At 37.2% G+C, this 17,089-nt stretch carries 13 protein-coding genes; 3 read left to right on the top strand and 10 right to left on the bottom strand.

From position 1 onward, the window contains the following. Positions 1-5 precede the first annotated feature (5 nt). The 6 genes from addA to FH036_RS18445 all read right to left on the bottom strand — a co-directional run bounded on the left by addA (position 6) and on the right by FH036_RS18445 (position 10,341). Positions 6-3,731, bottom strand: coding sequence for a helicase-exonuclease AddAB subunit AddA (gene addA / locus FH036_RS18475; RefSeq protein WP_139896069.1), 3,726 nt, complete (start codon positions 3,729-3,731; stop codon positions 6-8). Beyond that, entirely contained in the window at positions 3,728-7,243 is a 3,516-nt protein-coding gene (addB, locus tag FH036_RS18470; RefSeq protein WP_139896068.1) for a helicase-exonuclease AddAB subunit AddB, read from the bottom strand. The genes addA and addB overlap by 4 nt, the downstream gene beginning before the upstream one ends. Positions 7,244-7,359: 116 nt before the next feature. Beyond that, positions 7,360-7,923: a signal peptidase I gene (gene lepB / locus FH036_RS18465; RefSeq protein WP_000751898.1), complete on the bottom strand. Its 564-nt coding sequence runs from the start codon at positions 7,921-7,923 to the stop codon at positions 7,360-7,362. Between the two features lie 56 nt (positions 7,924-7,979). Next, complete coding sequence (locus FH036_RS18460) at positions 7,980-8,573, bottom strand: TVP38/TMEM64 family protein (protein WP_000347516.1); 594 nt, start codon at positions 8,571-8,573, stop codon at positions 7,980-7,982. A gap of 350 nt (positions 8,574-8,923) precedes the next feature. Next, entirely contained in the window at positions 8,924-9,520 is a 597-nt protein-coding gene (locus FH036_RS18450; protein WP_139896067.1) for a DUF4306 domain-containing protein, read from the bottom strand. A gap of 239 nt (positions 9,521-9,759) precedes the next feature. Next, the gene (locus FH036_RS18445; protein WP_044792696.1) at positions 9,760-10,341 is read right to left on the bottom strand and encodes a competence protein ComK; all 582 of its coding nucleotides are present in this window, start codon (positions 10,339-10,341) and stop codon (positions 9,760-9,762) included. 284 nt (positions 10,342-10,625) lie between these two features. On the opposite strand from FH036_RS18445, the gene FH036_RS18440 reads away from it, so the two are divergent. Further along, positions 10,626-10,811 (top strand): hypothetical protein, encoded by a 186-nt coding sequence (locus tag FH036_RS18440; RefSeq protein ID WP_139896066.1) that lies wholly within the window; start codon positions 10,626-10,628, stop codon positions 10,809-10,811. A 307-nt stretch (positions 10,812-11,118) separates the two neighbouring features. Further along, on the top strand, positions 11,119-11,322 hold the full coding sequence (locus FH036_RS18435) for a hypothetical protein (protein ID WP_044792694.1): 204 nt from the start codon (positions 11,119-11,121) through the stop codon (positions 11,320-11,322). Between the two features lie 199 nt (positions 11,323-11,521). Here the strand turns inward: FH036_RS18435 and cspA are convergent, their stop codons facing one another. Next, positions 11,522-11,725 (bottom strand): RNA chaperone/antiterminator CspA, encoded by a 204-nt coding sequence (gene cspA, locus FH036_RS18430; protein ID WP_000301522.1) that lies wholly within the window; start codon positions 11,723-11,725, stop codon positions 11,522-11,524. Between the two features lie 352 nt (positions 11,726-12,077). Between cspA and FH036_RS18425 the strand changes: the two genes are divergently transcribed. Beyond that, positions 12,078-12,869 carry a phosphotransferase gene (locus FH036_RS18425; RefSeq protein ID WP_139896065.1) on the top strand — a complete coding sequence of 264 codons (792 nt, stop codon included), beginning with the start codon at positions 12,078-12,080 and terminating at the stop codon, positions 12,867-12,869. A gap of 276 nt (positions 12,870-13,145) precedes the next feature. Here FH036_RS18425 and aceA read toward each other — a convergent pair whose 3' ends face one another. The 3 genes from aceA to FH036_RS18405 all read right to left on the bottom strand — a co-directional run bounded on the left by aceA (position 13,146) and on the right by FH036_RS18405 (position 17,037). Next, on the bottom strand, positions 13,146-14,423 hold the full coding sequence (gene aceA, locus FH036_RS18420) for an isocitrate lyase (RefSeq protein WP_000787355.1): 1,278 nt from the start codon (positions 14,421-14,423) through the stop codon (positions 13,146-13,148). 174 nt (positions 14,424-14,597) lie between these two features. Then, on the bottom strand, positions 14,598-16,187 hold the full coding sequence (aceB, locus tag FH036_RS18410; protein WP_139896064.1) for a malate synthase A: 1,590 nt from the start codon (positions 16,185-16,187) through the stop codon (positions 14,598-14,600). A 187-nt stretch (positions 16,188-16,374) separates the two neighbouring features. Next, positions 16,375-17,037 (bottom strand): S-layer homology domain-containing protein, encoded by a 663-nt coding sequence (locus tag FH036_RS18405; RefSeq protein WP_000731027.1) that lies wholly within the window; start codon positions 17,035-17,037, stop codon positions 16,375-16,377. Positions 17,038-17,089: the final 52 nt, after the last annotated feature.

Genomic DNA, 17,089 nt, shown 5'->3' with positions numbered 1-17,089 from the left:
TCCCTCTATTCTTCAATTTTTACAACATGGTTGCCATCAAAGAAGTATAAACATTTCTCTTTCACAGGGTGTTGTAAGCTTTTCTCGAGCGCTTTTGCATATAACGAAAGTTGTACTTTATATCGCTCTTCTAAAATTGGTTTCGCTTGATCAAATCCACCTGGGAATTTTCCTGCAATCGTATCCGTTTTAAAGTCGATTAACGTAATACCGTCTTCCTCTTCGATCATGCAGTCAATAACCCCTTGGACAAGAATGGATTCCCCGCTCTTCCCTTGCCAATCTTGATATGCTTCTTCTGCTGCAAGCATCATCGTAAATGGTACTTCACGCTCAACACTTTTCGCCGCTAATACCCTTTTACCTAGGTCACTATCAAAGAATGAAATTACTTTTTCAATCGCAATTTCTTCCGCCTGCTCGAATGTTAATAATTCTTTATTTACCATTCCAGCAATTTGCTCCCGAATCACTTCTTCTGTAATCGGCTTCTTCAAATCAACATGCTGCATAACGGCATGTACTGCTGTTCCGCGCTCTGCATATGTTAATCCCTTTTTCTCCATAAAACGAGGACGTGTTTGAATTGGTGCACGTAATTTTTTAATAAAGGCATTATCGCTACCTTCTTCAGATTGATAATTTCTCTTTATTTCTGTAACAGATTGCTTCGCACGATGAGATGTCGCTTCCTCATATCCGTACTTCCACATTAATCTATCGTACACCTCTTCTTTCCGTTCACTTTGCAGGGGAACGGCCTTTTTCTCACGAAGTGCTTCTAACAATTCTTGTTTCTCTTCTTGAACCGGTTCTGGCGCGAGTAACGTGTTACCGTCAACAACTTCTACTTTCCAGCTCGTGTCGTATCCATAAATTTCAGCCGGAATGCTTCCTTGTCCTAATTCAAGAAGCATTTCACTATCACGATGTCTATATAATGAAGGTGCAATCCAGTCTAAATAACAAGACGCTCCGGCACGTATATGATCTGGTAATAACCATTCACTATGCTCCCTCGCATCAAGCCATTTTTCCATTTCCTTATTTGCATCCTTAACTGTACCAATTAAAATTAACTTTTCTTTTGCACGCGTTAACGCTACGTATAATACGCGCATTTCTTCCGCGATTAATTCCATTTTCATTTTACGCTTAATCGCAAGTTGCGATAATGTCGTATATTTAATTCGTTTACGAGGATCGATAAATTGTGAACCGAAACCAAAGTCTTTATGAAGTAAGAAACGTTTCATTAAGTCCTGTGTATTAAAACGGCGACCAAGCCCCGCTACGAATACGACTGGGAACTCTAATCCTTTACTTTTATGAATCGTCATAATACGAACGACATCTTCTTGTTCACCTAAAGCTCTTGCCGTACCCATATCATCACCGCGTTCTAAAATACGTTCAATAAAACGTAAGAAGCGGAATAATCCTCTAAACGATGTTGCTTCGTATTGTCTTGCGCGGTCATACAGTACGCGTAAGTTCGCTTGCCTTTGCTTTCCAGCTGGTAAACCACCAACAAAGTCGTAATAACCTGTCTCACCGTATACTTTCCAAATTAAATCAGAAAGTGACTGTTGGCGCGCGAATTCACGCCATCCTTGCAGTAAATTATAAAACCACTCTAATTTATCATGTAGTTCTTTTTCTTCCTCAAGCGGTGCCCCTTTTAAGAATGAGCTCATTACTTCATAAAACGAACCTTTCTTTCCGTGAGCACGAAGCGTCGCAAGTTCTTCATCATTTAATCCAACGATTGGTGAACGAAGCACAGCTGCAAGCGGAATATCTTGCATCGGATTATCAATCACGCGGAATACGTTCATCATAATATTTACTTCTGTCGCTTCAAAGTAACCAGTCGCAAGATCAGCGTATACTGGAATTCCTTGCAGCTTTAACTCTTCCATAATTTGCGGCGCCCACGGCATCGAGCGAAGTAAAATAACGAAATCGCGGTATTGTACAGGGCGCATACTATCCGTTTTACGATCATACACTTCATAACCTGAATCAACCATCGCTTTAATGCGCTGCGCCATAAGGCGAGCTTCAAGTTGCGCTTTTTCTACTTCTGCACCTTCTTCACCTTCTTGCACTTCTTCTTCCGTTTGCTGAATGCATAGTAGTTCTGCCGCTACATCTTCACCTTCTGGATAGGTAGCACCTAACTTTAATTCAGCGTCTGCATCGTAGTCGATTTCTCCAACTTCTTCGCCCATAATTTGTTTAAAGATAAAGTTCGTACCCGCTAACACTTCATGACGACTACGGAAGTTTTTCGCTAAGTCTATCTTCATTCCGCCGCCCAATCCTTCTTGTGTGAAGCGTTTATACTTTCCTAGGAACAGGCCTGGTTCTGCTAGTCGGAAACGATAGATCGACTGCTTCACGTCACCTACCATGAATAAGTTCCCTTCACTCTCAGAATCTTTCGTTACGAATTTAATAATCGATTCTTGTACGAAGTTCGTATCTTGATATTCATCGACTAATACTTCAGCAAATTTATTACGATATTGAAGCGCTACTGCTGATGGGTTCATCTCACCATTTTCACTTTGTTCACTTAAAATTTGTAAACAGAAATGCTCTAAATCTGTGAAATCGACCATTCCTTTATCTCGCTTCATCGCTTGGAAGCGCTCTGTAAATACTTTTACAAGTTGAACAAGCTTTTCTAATACAGGATGCATATCTTGAAAATCTCGTAAGAAACTTTCAGGTCTACGGCTAAATAACTCTTCTTGTAATTTCTTCACTTCATCTTTCGCTTTATTACGAAGAGAGTCTACTTGTTTTACAATATCCTCATTGTAATCACTTTTCTTAATACGCTTTAACGTTTGCCACGATACGTTTTGCATCGCTTCATAAACGCTTGTCCACGATTCACGAGCAGCTGATGATAACGTTCCAAGTAAAACTGCATCAGCTTGCAAGGTTTCAACGCGAGGCGTCGGGCCGTCAGGAAGCATTGCGAGTTCGGTTGCTTTACGAATATGCTGTTCTGCTGTTTCAAGCTGGAATTTCACATCTTCTAATAAGTAAGAAGCATACACTAAATCTTCAATTGTCTTTCCTTCTACGTCGTATGCTTCTACTAATTTATCAAGCCATTTTTCCGGATTTGGATGCGCTCTTGATTCTGTATGAAGCGCTAAAATCATACGCTGTAAGTCATCATCACTACGATCACTCGTATAACGATCAACGAGTTCAAAGAATATCGTATTATCTTCTATTCCATACTCTTCTTCTAATATGTCATCTAACACTTCTTCTTTTAACAATTCATTTTCGGTTTGATTCGCAATGCGGAAACGAGGATCAACATCAAGCATGTAATAGTATCCTCTAATAACTTGTAAACAAAATGAATGGATCGTTGAAATGGAAGCTTTATTTAATAAGCTCAGCTGCTTTCGGATGTGCTGAGAGCCAGGCTCATCAATTAATACTTTTTCTAATGCTTCCCCAATTCTGTTTTTCATCTCTTGCGCCGCTGCATTCGTAAATGTTACAACGAGCAGGCGGTCGACATCGACTGGATTCTCTTCATTAATAATCTTTTTAATAATACGTTCAACTAATACTGCTGTTTTCCCTGATCCTGCTGCAGCCGCAACTAAAATATCACGCCCGTTCGCTACAACGGCTTTCCACTGGTCATCTGTCCACTGACTACCTTCTGGTTTTTTAGGCCAATTTTCTATCATTCTCCGCCAATCTCCTCTCTAATTTTCTCCATCGCTTCGCTATCTTTCATATCTTTTAGCGTACGGAATTGGTTATCTTCAAGTGATTCATCGAACTGACAAACCGATTTGAAGTTACAGAACGTACACGCCGCTTTATTTCCTTTTTTGTAAGGGGCAATATCGATCACACCTTCTGTAATGTCTTTTCCGATATTTTCAAACGTATGGTGTACATATTTTTGCAGGACGTTAAACTCTTGTTCACTTGCAATACTTGAACGCGCACTAAAGCTACCGTCTTTTTTCAGACCAGCAGAAATAATATCAGAGCTTCCTGTTGAAAGTTTATTATCCATTAAACGAACAACGTCAGCATCTCCTAATACGAGACCTTTCATTTTGAATTTCTTTAAAATTTCCTTTTCAATTTCTGCTTCAGATGCGTCACCTTTCACCTCAACAATTGGGTTATGAATGTGGAAATACAATACACCCGCTGGTGATGCTGTACCGCCTTTTTTCATCCACGTATGTGCATTTGAAGTAACAACATCTAAATACGTTAACATTTGAAGTGCCAATCCGTAATACACTTCCGTTAAGTCTAACGCTTTTGAGCTTGATTTATAGTCAATAATACGTAGGTATGTCCCATTTTCATCTTCCGCCTTATCAACACGGTCAATACGGCCGACAACTTCCATCTTTACACCATTTGGTAATGAGAATTCCATCGGCGGAAGCGATCCTGTACCGCCCATACCGAATGGTACTTCTAAATCAACTGGTACGAAACCACTTGATTTCGCGTGTTCACGAAGAATGATTGACGTACGGAAAATGATTTGTTGTAGTTTTTGTTTTAAATAGAAATGACGGTTTGAACTTAATAAAATTTGTCTTTGTAATAACGGTGCAATCTCTTCTATTACTACAGCAGAAAGATGCTCACACTCTTTTATTGATAAATCCGCCCAAGTACGATTTTCACGTAATAGCCTGTCCGCAATTCTCTTCAGTGCTGCATGGAATAGTTCCCCAATATCTGGCGCATCAAGTTTGAAAATATCACGCTCTCTTAACGATAAACCGTGTTGCGCAAAATGAGCGTACGCACAACGATTAAATAATTCCATACGAGAAACGCTTCCTTTTATTTTGTCTCCGTATAAATCTCTACTTACAGCTGTACTTAGCTTTTGCGCACGATTTCGGTAGAATAAGCTTGATAATACGCGGCTACTTTTTTGCTTCCATTCATCTGAAGTAACGTAGAAATTATATACATCCCACCAAAAGTCTAAGTTGCCTTCAAATCCATATCGCTTCCACGTTTGAAGTTGCTGCATAACATATGACAACGTTACTTCTGGTGTTGCTACATATGAAATTTGTTCCGAACGTGATAAATCATTTACGTCGTTCGTAATAAATGTATCTTTCACATCAGGGAACATTCTTTTTATTTTCTTAATAAAGCTAGAAGCAAGTAACGTCTTTCCTTCCTCATCTGCAAGCGGGCATGAAATGTATAATTTCTCAGTTGCTCTCGTTACCATTTGGTACATAACAAACTGTTCTTCTAATAAAGTCTGTCTCGTCGTTGGTGCGAGTTCAATACCTGCAGCGCTAAGAACATCTCTTTCTTCATCAGAAAGCATACCTTCATCCATCGGTGCTGCTGGAATCACACCTTCATTCACTCCAATGACGAATGTTGCTTTCACATTTGATAATCTAGAACGATCAATATTCGCAATTAACACTTGGTCTAATGACGGCGGAATGTTTGCGAATTGAAGCGCCTCAAGACCTGTCGACATAACGTCTGTGAACATAGAAAGTGACATTTTTTCTTCGCCAAGCATCTCAACAAACGTATCAAGAAGACTCATTACTTCTTCCCATACTTGTTCATGATCTGTCGCAAATAAGAAATCTCCGCTCTCTTCTGCACGAATACGTAATGCTTCTAATTTTTTCGGAACGTCAAGCTCTTCTAAAAATAAGTAAACAGCTTCGCACATTTGCATAACCGTTCCCGCACGCTTCAGTCTTTTTTGCATACGAATAACAGGCGTTCTTACAACGTCACGCAATCGATTTATTTTCTCTTCCATTTCACGTTCACTGTCTGTCATCATCCCGTTCGTATCGTCAAGAGAACGATAGCGGCGATACATCCAGGGATCTTCAGAAGTCCATCTTTTCCCTTGTACACCGTATGCTAAACAGTAGTTTTCAAACTCATCCATTTCTTCGCGCATCGTTTCTTTTCTTACGTCTAATGGATATAAAAGCTCTGTTTTCACGCAGCGAAATACTGCATCATAACGCCAATTCCCGCTAATAATCTCGAGTGCAGAACGAATGCATTCTACTAACGGATGATGTGACATCGGGCGTTTTTCATCGATAAAGTGCGGGATATTATAATCTGTAAATAGAGTCCGCATTACATCGTAATAACTTTCTCCGTTACGAAGAAGAACTGCAATATCTCGGTAACGATAGTCTTCATCTGCCACAAGTCTACGAATTTCACGAGCAACGCCTTCTACTTCAGCTCGTAAATTCGCGGCTGTATGAATCGTTACACTTGCTTCCCCGTTAAATTTCTCATTCGGACGCGCTTCATAATGAGCTTCTAAATGCGCTAATGCTGGAGAATGAAAACGCGGTTGTTCCATAAGCGGAAGCGTTTTTTCAATTTCTATTTTCTCTTCACGCGCTACTTGTTTTATTTTTTCATACGTTAACGTCGTTTCATAAAATAAATCTAGTTCATTTACTGGCTGCGCTAACGTTTTTTCATCTATCGTTAATGTAATTGTCACTCTCGCACCGCAAATCATAAGCTGTCTTACAATTTCTAGTTCTTGCGGTGAAAACGAATGGAAGCCATCTATATAAATTTCAGCTCCCTTTACATATTCAGACTGCGGAAGCTTTTCCACTAGCAATTGCAGATAGTCTTCTGAATCTAAGTACTTTCCGATTAAAGCACGTTCAAAATCATCATATAATAACTGTAAATCATACACTTTATTCGCTAATAGCTTTTGTTCAGCACTGCTACTATGTGCATCTAATTGTTGCCACATTTCATATACGTTTGATGGCGTCACGTTATATCGTTTAAACTCCGCAATCATACTGCCAAGATGTTCAAAGAAACCATTTTGCTCCGCTGCTTTTTGGAATACCGATAATCCATCTTTACGAGACTCTACAATTTTACGAAGTAACATATGTACGCCCGCTTCATCAATGTGAAGACGACTCGCTCCGCCAACTTCTTGCAATACTTTCCACGCTAATCGTGAAAAACTAAAAACTTGTGCCCGAATAGAACCTCTAACATCCTCACTACCAATTAACGCCTGCTGCGTTTGGAATGTCATCTGTTCTGGCACAAGATATAATATTGTTTCCCCTCTTGGACGCTGCTTTAACTCTTCTTGCACTTCGTGTAAACAAAGTGTACTTTTTCCACTTCCCGCTCTACCAATGATAAATCGAAGTGACATGTAACCCCACCTTTCACTTACATAACGAACGTTAGTTTGCTACTATAATTGTATTATAGGACACGAAAAAAGACAAACGGAGTAGTTTGTCTTTTTCTATACTTCCACCTATTATATCAACCTTTTGAAAAATTCGTTTGCACCTCTTGAATTGGCCAATATCGTAAATCAACTTTACCGACAACTGTATCAGCTTTTACAAAACCAAAATGTCTACTATCCCAGCTCCCGAGGCGGTTATCACCTACTACAAAAATATATCCAGGTGGCACCGTTTTTTCCTTCGTTAACTCTTCTAGCGTAAAGTCACCTGTTAGTTGTCGTCCATGTATCTCTTTCTTATATTTCTCTAGATAAGGTTCATCCACGAATTGTCCGTTTATATATAGTTTATCATGCTTATATTCAATATGATCCCCAGGTAAACCGATAATTCGTTTTACGTAGTCCTCTTTTTTGTTCGCATGAAATACAACAACATCAAACCTATTCAAGTCCCCCACTTGATAACTCACCTTATTTACAACGAGCATATTGCCATCTTGCAATGTCGGCATCATTGATTTCCCCTCTACAACATACGTTGAAAAGAAAAACGTTCGAAAAAATACAGCTAATAATACACCAATTAAAATTGTTCGTATCCACTCTATGCCTTCTTTTTTCAAAGTTTTCTTCATCCGCTTCTCCCCTTATCCTTTAATAATGAAGCTTTCCTTTACAAAGAAGACTATTCTTAATGCAGTTCTAACTTTACTTCAATTTTCTTACCGACATACCATAAAATAAAAATACCAATCGCTACAATGACTGATTTCACCGGATTATGAATAAATGACATTAAATCATGACCGATATACGTTAAAATAAAAATCATCACAAGCTTTCCGAACGCGAGCGCAAGGCCAAACTGTTTTACACTAATGCGTGATAAACCAGCAACAACATTTATAAGCGCAGACGGTGTAAACGGAAAACAAAAGATGACGAAAATCGGCGCGAACCCTTTCCTTTCAATCCATCCCATTGCCTTTCGTACTTTCTCATGCTTATTCACAAAAGAAAAGAAACGACTTCGGCCAAAATGGCGGATTATGAAAAAAACAAGTAAGGCACCCATTACTGATCCAAGCCAAGAATAAAGAAAACCGAGCCAAAATCCAAATGCAACAGCATTCGCCAATACAAATACGATGAGTGGCAATGCTGGAATCAACGCTTCTATCATCGGTAAACCAATACCAAGCAGTGGTCCGAATGCTTTATAACTTTCAACAATATGATCCATATTTTCTGGTGAAAAATACTCTTTGATTGTCTGAAAATCCATTCTACACTTTACCCCTTTACTCTAAGTACTACCTCTACTGTATCATCGCTTATATGAAAGAGGAAATGGTAGATACGACATATGGAGATGTAATTATTAAGTTTCCATATCCTTCATTAGAATTCCTTCATTATTATGCTATGATAATCTATCAATATTCGACAGGATATGAAGTTAATTTAGACAACGCACCCAAAAATTATCACTCAATGGTTAAAAAAGAAGAAAATACAGAAAGTAATAATTAGTCTTTTTCATAAGAATAACCTTACTGCACGTAAGGTTATTTCTACCTATACGAAAATAAGTAGCAACGGATCATTATTCTACTTTCAAACAATTCCCCTCTGCTATTGACTATTTCTTACACGCAATTTTTTTAGCACACGTACACTGTCAATCACAATAAGTATTAACAAATAAATAAAAGATAGTATTAATACCGTACTTCGAATAGGTAACATTCGAAATTTGTATAGAAACTTATCAACCATATATATATCTTGCTCATTCGTTATAGTTGCAGGAGTAAATATAAGATAATCTTTCCAATTATCTATCCAAGTTAAACTAACTGCGGAAAATTGTGTTATCCCTAACCATAAGTAAATAACAATTGGTATAAGAATCATATATTGCAAACTGTGTAATATCTTTCTTTGCTTCTTGCATTCAATAATTTGAAAAACAAGCAGTGTCAGTACGTACACAATCGATAGAAGAAATACTATGGTGACAACTGGTTGAATTGAAAAAGAAAATAGTAATTTATCAATTTCACTAATTTGACTATATTCTGTAGCATTTTGAGGCGTAAATATAAAATGTCGTTTGTCAGCCCCTATCATTAACTGACTACCAACAAAACCAGTAAACATAAAGGTAAGCAATAATATAGGCAAAACAAGAATATATTGCGCCCAAAATAACATAATCCTTTTCAACATACCATCTCCTTTTTATACAGTATGAAAAAAATATTATGTACTTCACAAATGTAACATGATATATGTTCACACTATATTAAGTACACAGGATAATTACCATTATATTGTAATTTTATATTATCTTAAGCCCTTAGAGAACAAAAAGTTTGTACATTTCTCTCGTTTTGTTTATAAATCTTACAACGTAAACTGGATATATAATGAAATCAAAAAGGATGAGTCACCCCATCCTTTTCCTCTCATACATCCTCTTCTCTAACAAAATACACTTTCTCATAAGCTGGTCTTAATGTTGATTCATCCCTTTGATCAATCTCTTTAAAACAAGGGCTCCCTTGTTTTTTCCTACGATCTTCATACTCAGTACGCAATTTCGCAGTACGATTTTGTTGATTTTCAAAACTAGTTTTCGATATCTCTAACTTCACCGCAAAGCCATTTATAAATCGAATAATAAGGTTTCCATCTTTTAATTCTTTATTGCTTTCAATATAAAAATGAGATAACCACGCGCACTCTTTTCTAGAATACGAATAGGTAGGGAAAAAATAAAGTTGATCGGTCGGACTAATCGCAATTGGTGCTTTATGTGTAATGTGAGTTAACTCTTTCGTTCCTTCTTTTCTGCCTAAGAAACTAGAACCATGCTTGCGACAACTTCTTTCTATAATATCTAGAGGTTTTTGAAATACGAAAAAAGAGTCTTGCACTTCAACAACTCGCGTAACAATTTTCTTTTCACTGAGAATTACAGGAAGTAAGGCCATTGTATTTTTATTTACAACATAGTTTTCGACGTAGCGTTCTACTTTACTTTCCATATTCCACTATCTCCTTTTTTCTATTTATATTAGCAGCTGCATGTATAATTTTAGCATCTATGAAAAGGAAATGGCTTACAGATTCCGCTTTTTTACAATACTTTATTATTTGTCAAACGCCTTTTAAATTATAAAATAAAAATATATTGTTTTTATAATAATAAACCTATACAAAATCTATTTATACTACCTATAAATATTTACAACTACTTCCTCATTTCGCATCATTAAGACAATTAACTTTGCTATAATTAAAATAAAAATCCAATATATGGAGGTCCACTATGAAAGAAAAAGAAATGCAACCAACGATTCACATGAAAAATAACAACATCGTAATCGTGAAAAACTCAGCTAGCATTATATTCGCTTTATTTTTCATTCTATTATTTTTTGCAAAGCCTTTTCGTAAATCGAAATGCTCTGAATGTAAGAAATGCGAGAAGAAAAAAGTTGAAAAAGAAGAGTAAAAGGCTTTCTATTTTGGAAGCCTTTTGCTCTTCTTCCTATTTTCTTCCGGGTGTCCTTGTATCCCCTTTTTAATATTACTACATACAAAAAACATGATTAAAAATGATCCACTACGTTAAAAAGTACTTGTACGTGTTACCCATTTTTATTAAGAACTTCACCTTTATACATCACTAGCAACTTTTTAACTCGTTAAATCTGCAATATAAGTTTTGTATATAATTCCACTTCAAAACACAAAATATGTAAGTGATTATTTATGATTACATTAGTTTTTTATCTAATTCCAAAAAGGAGCTGTATAATATGGAGAAAAAAAGTCTATTAAGCCAACAGATTAATAGCGTCCCATCAGATGCTCTGAATACCCCTAGTAAGGAGCAAGAACAAATGTTAGAAACATCATCTCAAGACGAACAAAATTCTAACAACAATGCTAACAAAAAAGATGTTACTCAAGGTCTATCTGGAAAAGATTTCCCCATTTCAACAGAGAATACAAATTTATAATTATTTACTATCATACGCAGCAAATGCTCTTGCTGAACTAATTCTTCTACAGAAACTAATACGCATTCCAGATAATTTTTCACCCGTTGTAACATAGAAAAAGAGATTTAGATATAAAAACAGGCTCTGGGAAAACTTTCTCCACAACCTAAAAAAAGGATGGCATTAGCCATCCTTTTTTCCATCATCAACTATAAAATTATAGTTTGATTACGTTTTTAGCTTGAGGTCCACGGTTACCTTCTTCGATTTCGAAGCTAACTTTTTGACCTTCTTCTAGAGATTTGAAACCTTCAGTTTCGATTGCAGAGAAGTGTACGAATACGTCGTTTTCGCCTGGAACTTCGATGAAACCGAAGCCTTTTTCGTTGTTAAACCATTTTACTTGTCCTGTTACTGCCATAATTATTTCCTCCTAAGAAAATACATTTTTTTAAATTTTTAGTTTTCCTATCTAAAAAAAGAATCCACACATTATCAAATACGAAACATAAACTAGTTCTCACATACTTTTTCTCGTTCGTTTTCAGCACTTGATAATATATGGATTGCTTAATTTAACTATTCAACTGATATTATCATAGCACATTAAAATAAAATGTACAATCTTTTTTGAAAATAACTGACACATTAAATCACGTATGCAATTATCAATATCTTATTTGAATAAAAATAAACAAATCTTTCGAATGCCACTATATTCCTTTTTCTAAGTGTTAAAATGTAATCTGACAGTACTTACTGGAGGGGATGAAATGTCAAACTACACAAACGAAGAAAAGCTTACAGGGGGAAACGTCTCAAACGTATATCGTTCTAAAAATACTGTTCGGCGAGAATTGAAGCCAGACAGTGTAAAAATTCATAAGTTATTACAGCATTTAGAAAACAAAGGTTTTCATTACGCACCAAAGTTTTTAGGTATAGATGAGAAAAATAGAGAGATTTTATCTTTTATTGAAGGAGATGCTGGAAATTATCCTTTAAAAGAATATATGCGATCTAATGATGTGTTAAAAGAAATAGCAAAGATGCTTCGCCTTTATCATGATGCTGTAAGTGACTTTCCGTTATTAGATGATTGGAAACCTATGGACCATACCCCAAATAACATTGAGGTTTTATGCCACAATGATTTTGCTATATATAACATTATTTTTAATAACGAGAAACCTGTAGGTATTATTGATTTCGATGTTGCTGCTCCTGGACCAAGAATTTGGGATATCGCTTATACACTGTATACTTGTGTGCCTTTAAGTAGAGTGTATTATACAGAATCAGGCGAGGCAATTCATTATGAATCGGCACAACATGCTGACCGTATGAAAGAAAGAATAAAATTATTCGTCCAGTCCTACGGTAAAAGTATGGATGAAGATTACTTAGGTATGGTACTACTACGTCTAGAAGCATTATGTACATATATGAAAAGAAAAGCAAACGAAGGCGACATAAATTTCCAAAGAATGATTGACGAAGGACATTTAGAACATTATGAAAAAGATATGAAGTTTATTCGTGATTATGGAGCTGAGTGGATTTGATCATATTGTCTTTTTTTGTTGGTAATTCGATATTCTTTGTCGAATCGTCGATATATTTTTATTTACTCTCGAATCGTGCGAAAAATAATAAGAGGCACCCTTCAAAAAGGGGGCCTCTTCCTTTTATCCCGCTTTAATGGGCAGTAAGACCCCCACCTCAAAATGCAGCGAAAGCAAAGAATTTAGGTGGGGGTCGGGCTGCCCCTAAAAGTCCGATTGGTGAGGGCTAATAATCAGTGGGGGATGAAGAAAACCCCCACTGATTAAAGTTTCCCTTTATTTCGTAAATTGTGCTTCTTCTGTAGATCCTTTTAATGCTGTCGTTGATGAAGTACCACCTGTAATCACCTGTGCTACTTCATCAAAGTAACCTGTTCCTACTTCTCGCTGATGGCGAGTTGCAGAGTAGCCGTATTTTTCTGCTGCGAATTCTGCTTGTTGTAGTTCAGAGTACGCTGCCATGCCGCGCTCTTTATAGCCGCGTGCTAATTCGAACATGCCGTAGTTTAATGAGTGGAATCCAGCAAGTGTTACGAACTGGAACTTATAACCGTAAGATGCGATTTCTTTTTGGAAGCTCGCAATTGTTTTCTCATCTAGTTTTTGTTTCCAGTTAAATGAAGGGGAACAATTGTATGCAAGCAATTTCCCTGGATGCTCTTTATGAATTGCGTCCGCAAATCGTTTTGCATCTTCTAAATTTGGTTCAGATGTTTCACACCAAACGAGGTCTGCATAAGGAGCGTATGCTAAACCACGTGCAATCGCTTGATCAAGACCTGCTTTCGTACGGTAAAATCCTTCTGGTGTTCTTTCTCCTGTAATAAACGCTTTATCAACAGGATCGATATCGCTCGTAATTAAATCTGCTGCATCCGCATCTGTTCTTGCAACAATAATTGTCGGTACTCCCATTACGTCTGCAGCAAGGCGTGCCGAAATTAAATTACGTACCGCTGTTTGCGTTGGTAGTAATACTTTTCCACCTAAATGACCGCATTTCTTCTCTGAAGATAATTGATCTTCAAAGTGTACACCAGATGCGCCTGCTTCAATCATACCTTTCATTAGCTCAAATACGTTTAATTGTCCGCCAAATCCAGCTTCTGCATCTGCTACAATTGGTACGAAATAATCTGTATCACCGCTTCCTTCCATATGCTGAATTTGATCCGCACGTTGAAGCGTTTGATTAATTCGTTTTACTACAGCAGGTACGCTATTTGCTGGATATAAACTTTGGTCTGGATACATATGTCCAGAAAGGTTTGCATCTGCTGCTACTTGCCATCCACTTAAATAAATTGCTTTTAACCCAGCCTTTACTTGCTGCATCGCTTGGTTTCCTGTTAATGCGCCAAGTGCATTAATATAATCTTCCGTATGAAGCGACGCCCACAGCTTTTCAGCACCGCGGCGCGCTAACGTATGTTCAATATCAATTGACCCGCGCAGGCGAATTACATCTTCTGCCGAATATGGACGTGTGATCCCTTTCCAGCGCGTATCTAACTCCCAGCTCTCTTGTAATTTCTCGATTCTTTCGTTTTTCATTTGTTCCATCCCCTTTTCATTTTTTATCCCACATTAACGGGCTGTAAGACTCCCACCTCAAAATTCAGCGAATACAAGGAAGTTAGGTCGGAGCCAACTGCCCGTAAAAGTCCGATTGGTGAGGGCTGATAATCAATGGGGGATACCCCTCCCCCCACTGATTAAAGTTTCACTTTATAAAATTTCATAACCCGGTAATGTTAAAAATGGTACGAATTCATCATTCCGAACGAGATTTGTAAACAACGTTGTCGCCTCTTGGAATCTCCCTTTCTTAAAGGCTTCTTTACCAATCTCTCTTTCTATTTTTGCTAACTCTTCTTCTTTTAGCTCTTCCATTAATTCAAGTGTAATATTACGGCCATCATTTAATTTTCCACCTTCATGGCGAATCCATTGCCATACTTGTGCCCTAGAAATTTCCGCTGTTGCTGCATCTTCCATTAAGTTATAAATTGGTGCTGCTCCCCGTCCGCTTAACCAAGATGCGATATATTGAATACCTACGCTAATATTCAGGCGAAGCCCCTCTTCTGTAATCGTTCCCACTGGTACTTCTAATAAATCCTTTTCTGTAACATGTATTTCTTCACGTTTTCTAAAAATTTGATTCGGCGTTTTCATAATGTGATTAAATACTTCCATCGCGACTGGTACAAGTCCCGGGTGGGCAACCCAAGTCCCGTCATGACCGTCTAAAGCTTCGCGCTCCTTATCCGCACGTACTTTTTCAAAAGCTGCTTCATTTGCTTCTGGATTGTTTTTAATTGGAATTTGTGCTGCCATTCCTCCAATAGCTGGTGCATTACGACGATGACACGTTTGAATGACTTTCAAAGAATACGCACGCATAAACGGCGCCGTCATCGTGACTTGCGCTCTATCTGGAAGTAAAAATTCATTATGGTTGCGGAAACTCTTTAAAAAGCTGAAAATATAATCCCATCTTCCGCAATTTAACCCAGCAGAATGATCTTTAAGCTCATACAAAATTTCATCCATTTCAAACGAAGCGTGAATCGTTTCCAGTAACACCGTTGCTTTAATCGTTCCATTTGGAATACCGATATATTTTTGAGCAAATATGAAAACATCATTCCATAATCTTGCTTCTAAATAGCTTTCCATTTTCGGTAAGTAAAAGTATGGACCGCTTCCTTTTTCTAAAAGAGCTTTCGCATTATGGAAAAAATAAAGTCCAAAATCTACTAAGCTACCAGACATATTCTTTCCGTCAACTTGCATATGTTTTTCTTCTAAATGCCATCCCCTTGGACGCACAATTAATACAGCTGTTTTACTATTTAAACGATATTCTTTTCCGTTTTCATTTTTATGTGAAATCGTTCCCTTTACTGCATCTCGTAAGTTTATTTGACCTTCAATAGCATTTTCCCAAGTTGGTGAATTCGAATCTTCAAAATCCGCCATAAAAAGATGTGCTCCTGAATTTAAAGCGTTAATAACCATCTTTCTATCTACTGGGCCAGTAATCTCTACGCGGCGATCCTCTAAATCTTTTGGCAATTTGGCAATTGTCCAATCCGCTTCACGTATGTGCTTCGTTTCTTCTAAAAACTTCGGAAACTCTCCTGCATCAATTTTCTGTTGTTTTTTCACACGTTTTTGTAAAAGTTCTATGCGGCGCTCATTAAAATTTTCATGTAGTTCCTTTAAAAACCTAAGCGCCTCAGGTGTCAATATTTCGTTGTACGCTGGTAACATTTCTCCCACGAGTGTAACCCGTGAAGTTTGCGTCGACATATTAGCATCCCCTTCTTAAACTGTTTTATAACAGATTTGATTTTATGTTTTATATTATATAACAAATCTTCAGAAAAGGAAGTTTTTTTTGAAAAATTAATCGTTTTTTCTAAAACTGTATTCTTTCACCGGCATTTCACATAAAAAAAGAAGCTAGTGTTATACAACACTAACTCCTCTTTATTATTTATTCAAACATTGCGTTAAATAAGAACTGTGCATATTGTTCACGTGTTACTTTCATGTTCGGAGAGAAGTTACCCTTCCCATCTCCTACTGAAATACCATTTGAACCTACTGCATTAATCGCATTTTCTGCCCAATGTCCCTTTGGTACATCTTTAAATTTTGCTGGTCCTTTTACTTCTAATCCAAATGCTCTCGTAAGAACTTGCGCCATTTCTGCACGTGTTAACGTATCTTTTGGTCTAAAGTTTCCTTTCTCATCACCAGTAAAGATACCTAATTCCGTTACTGCTAACACTTCAAAAGGAAACATCGTTGATTTATCATCAACAATATCATTATACGGGCTTTCTAGTTCCTCATCTTCACCAAATTCTTCATCAAGATTAAGTGCACGGTAAATTAAAGCTGCTACTTGTTCACGATTTACGTTATGTCCAAAACCAAACATCCCATTTCCATAACCAAGCATAATTTCTTGTTCTGCTAAAGTTTGAATTGCTTCATAAGACCAATGTCCTGCTGGTACATCTTTAAAGAATGCCTGACTTGCTTGTTGTGGCTTTGCAGCTAATTCAGCTTTTGCTGTAGTCCCTTCAGCACTAAATGCTACTCCACCCATAATTGTTAAAGCTGTTACTACTTTTAAAACTTTTTTCTTCAAAGTATTCTCTCCCTAAAAACATATTTTTTTCTAATATAAAGAATTAACAGAA

It is taken from the genome of Bacillus sp. CD3-5 (genome assembly GCF_006349665.1).
Lineage (GTDB): Bacteria > Bacillota > Bacilli > Bacillales > Bacillaceae_G > Bacillus_A > Bacillus_A paranthracis.
Note: the sequence above shows the minus strand (reverse complement) of the source record. Positions and strands in the feature narration are given on the sequence as shown.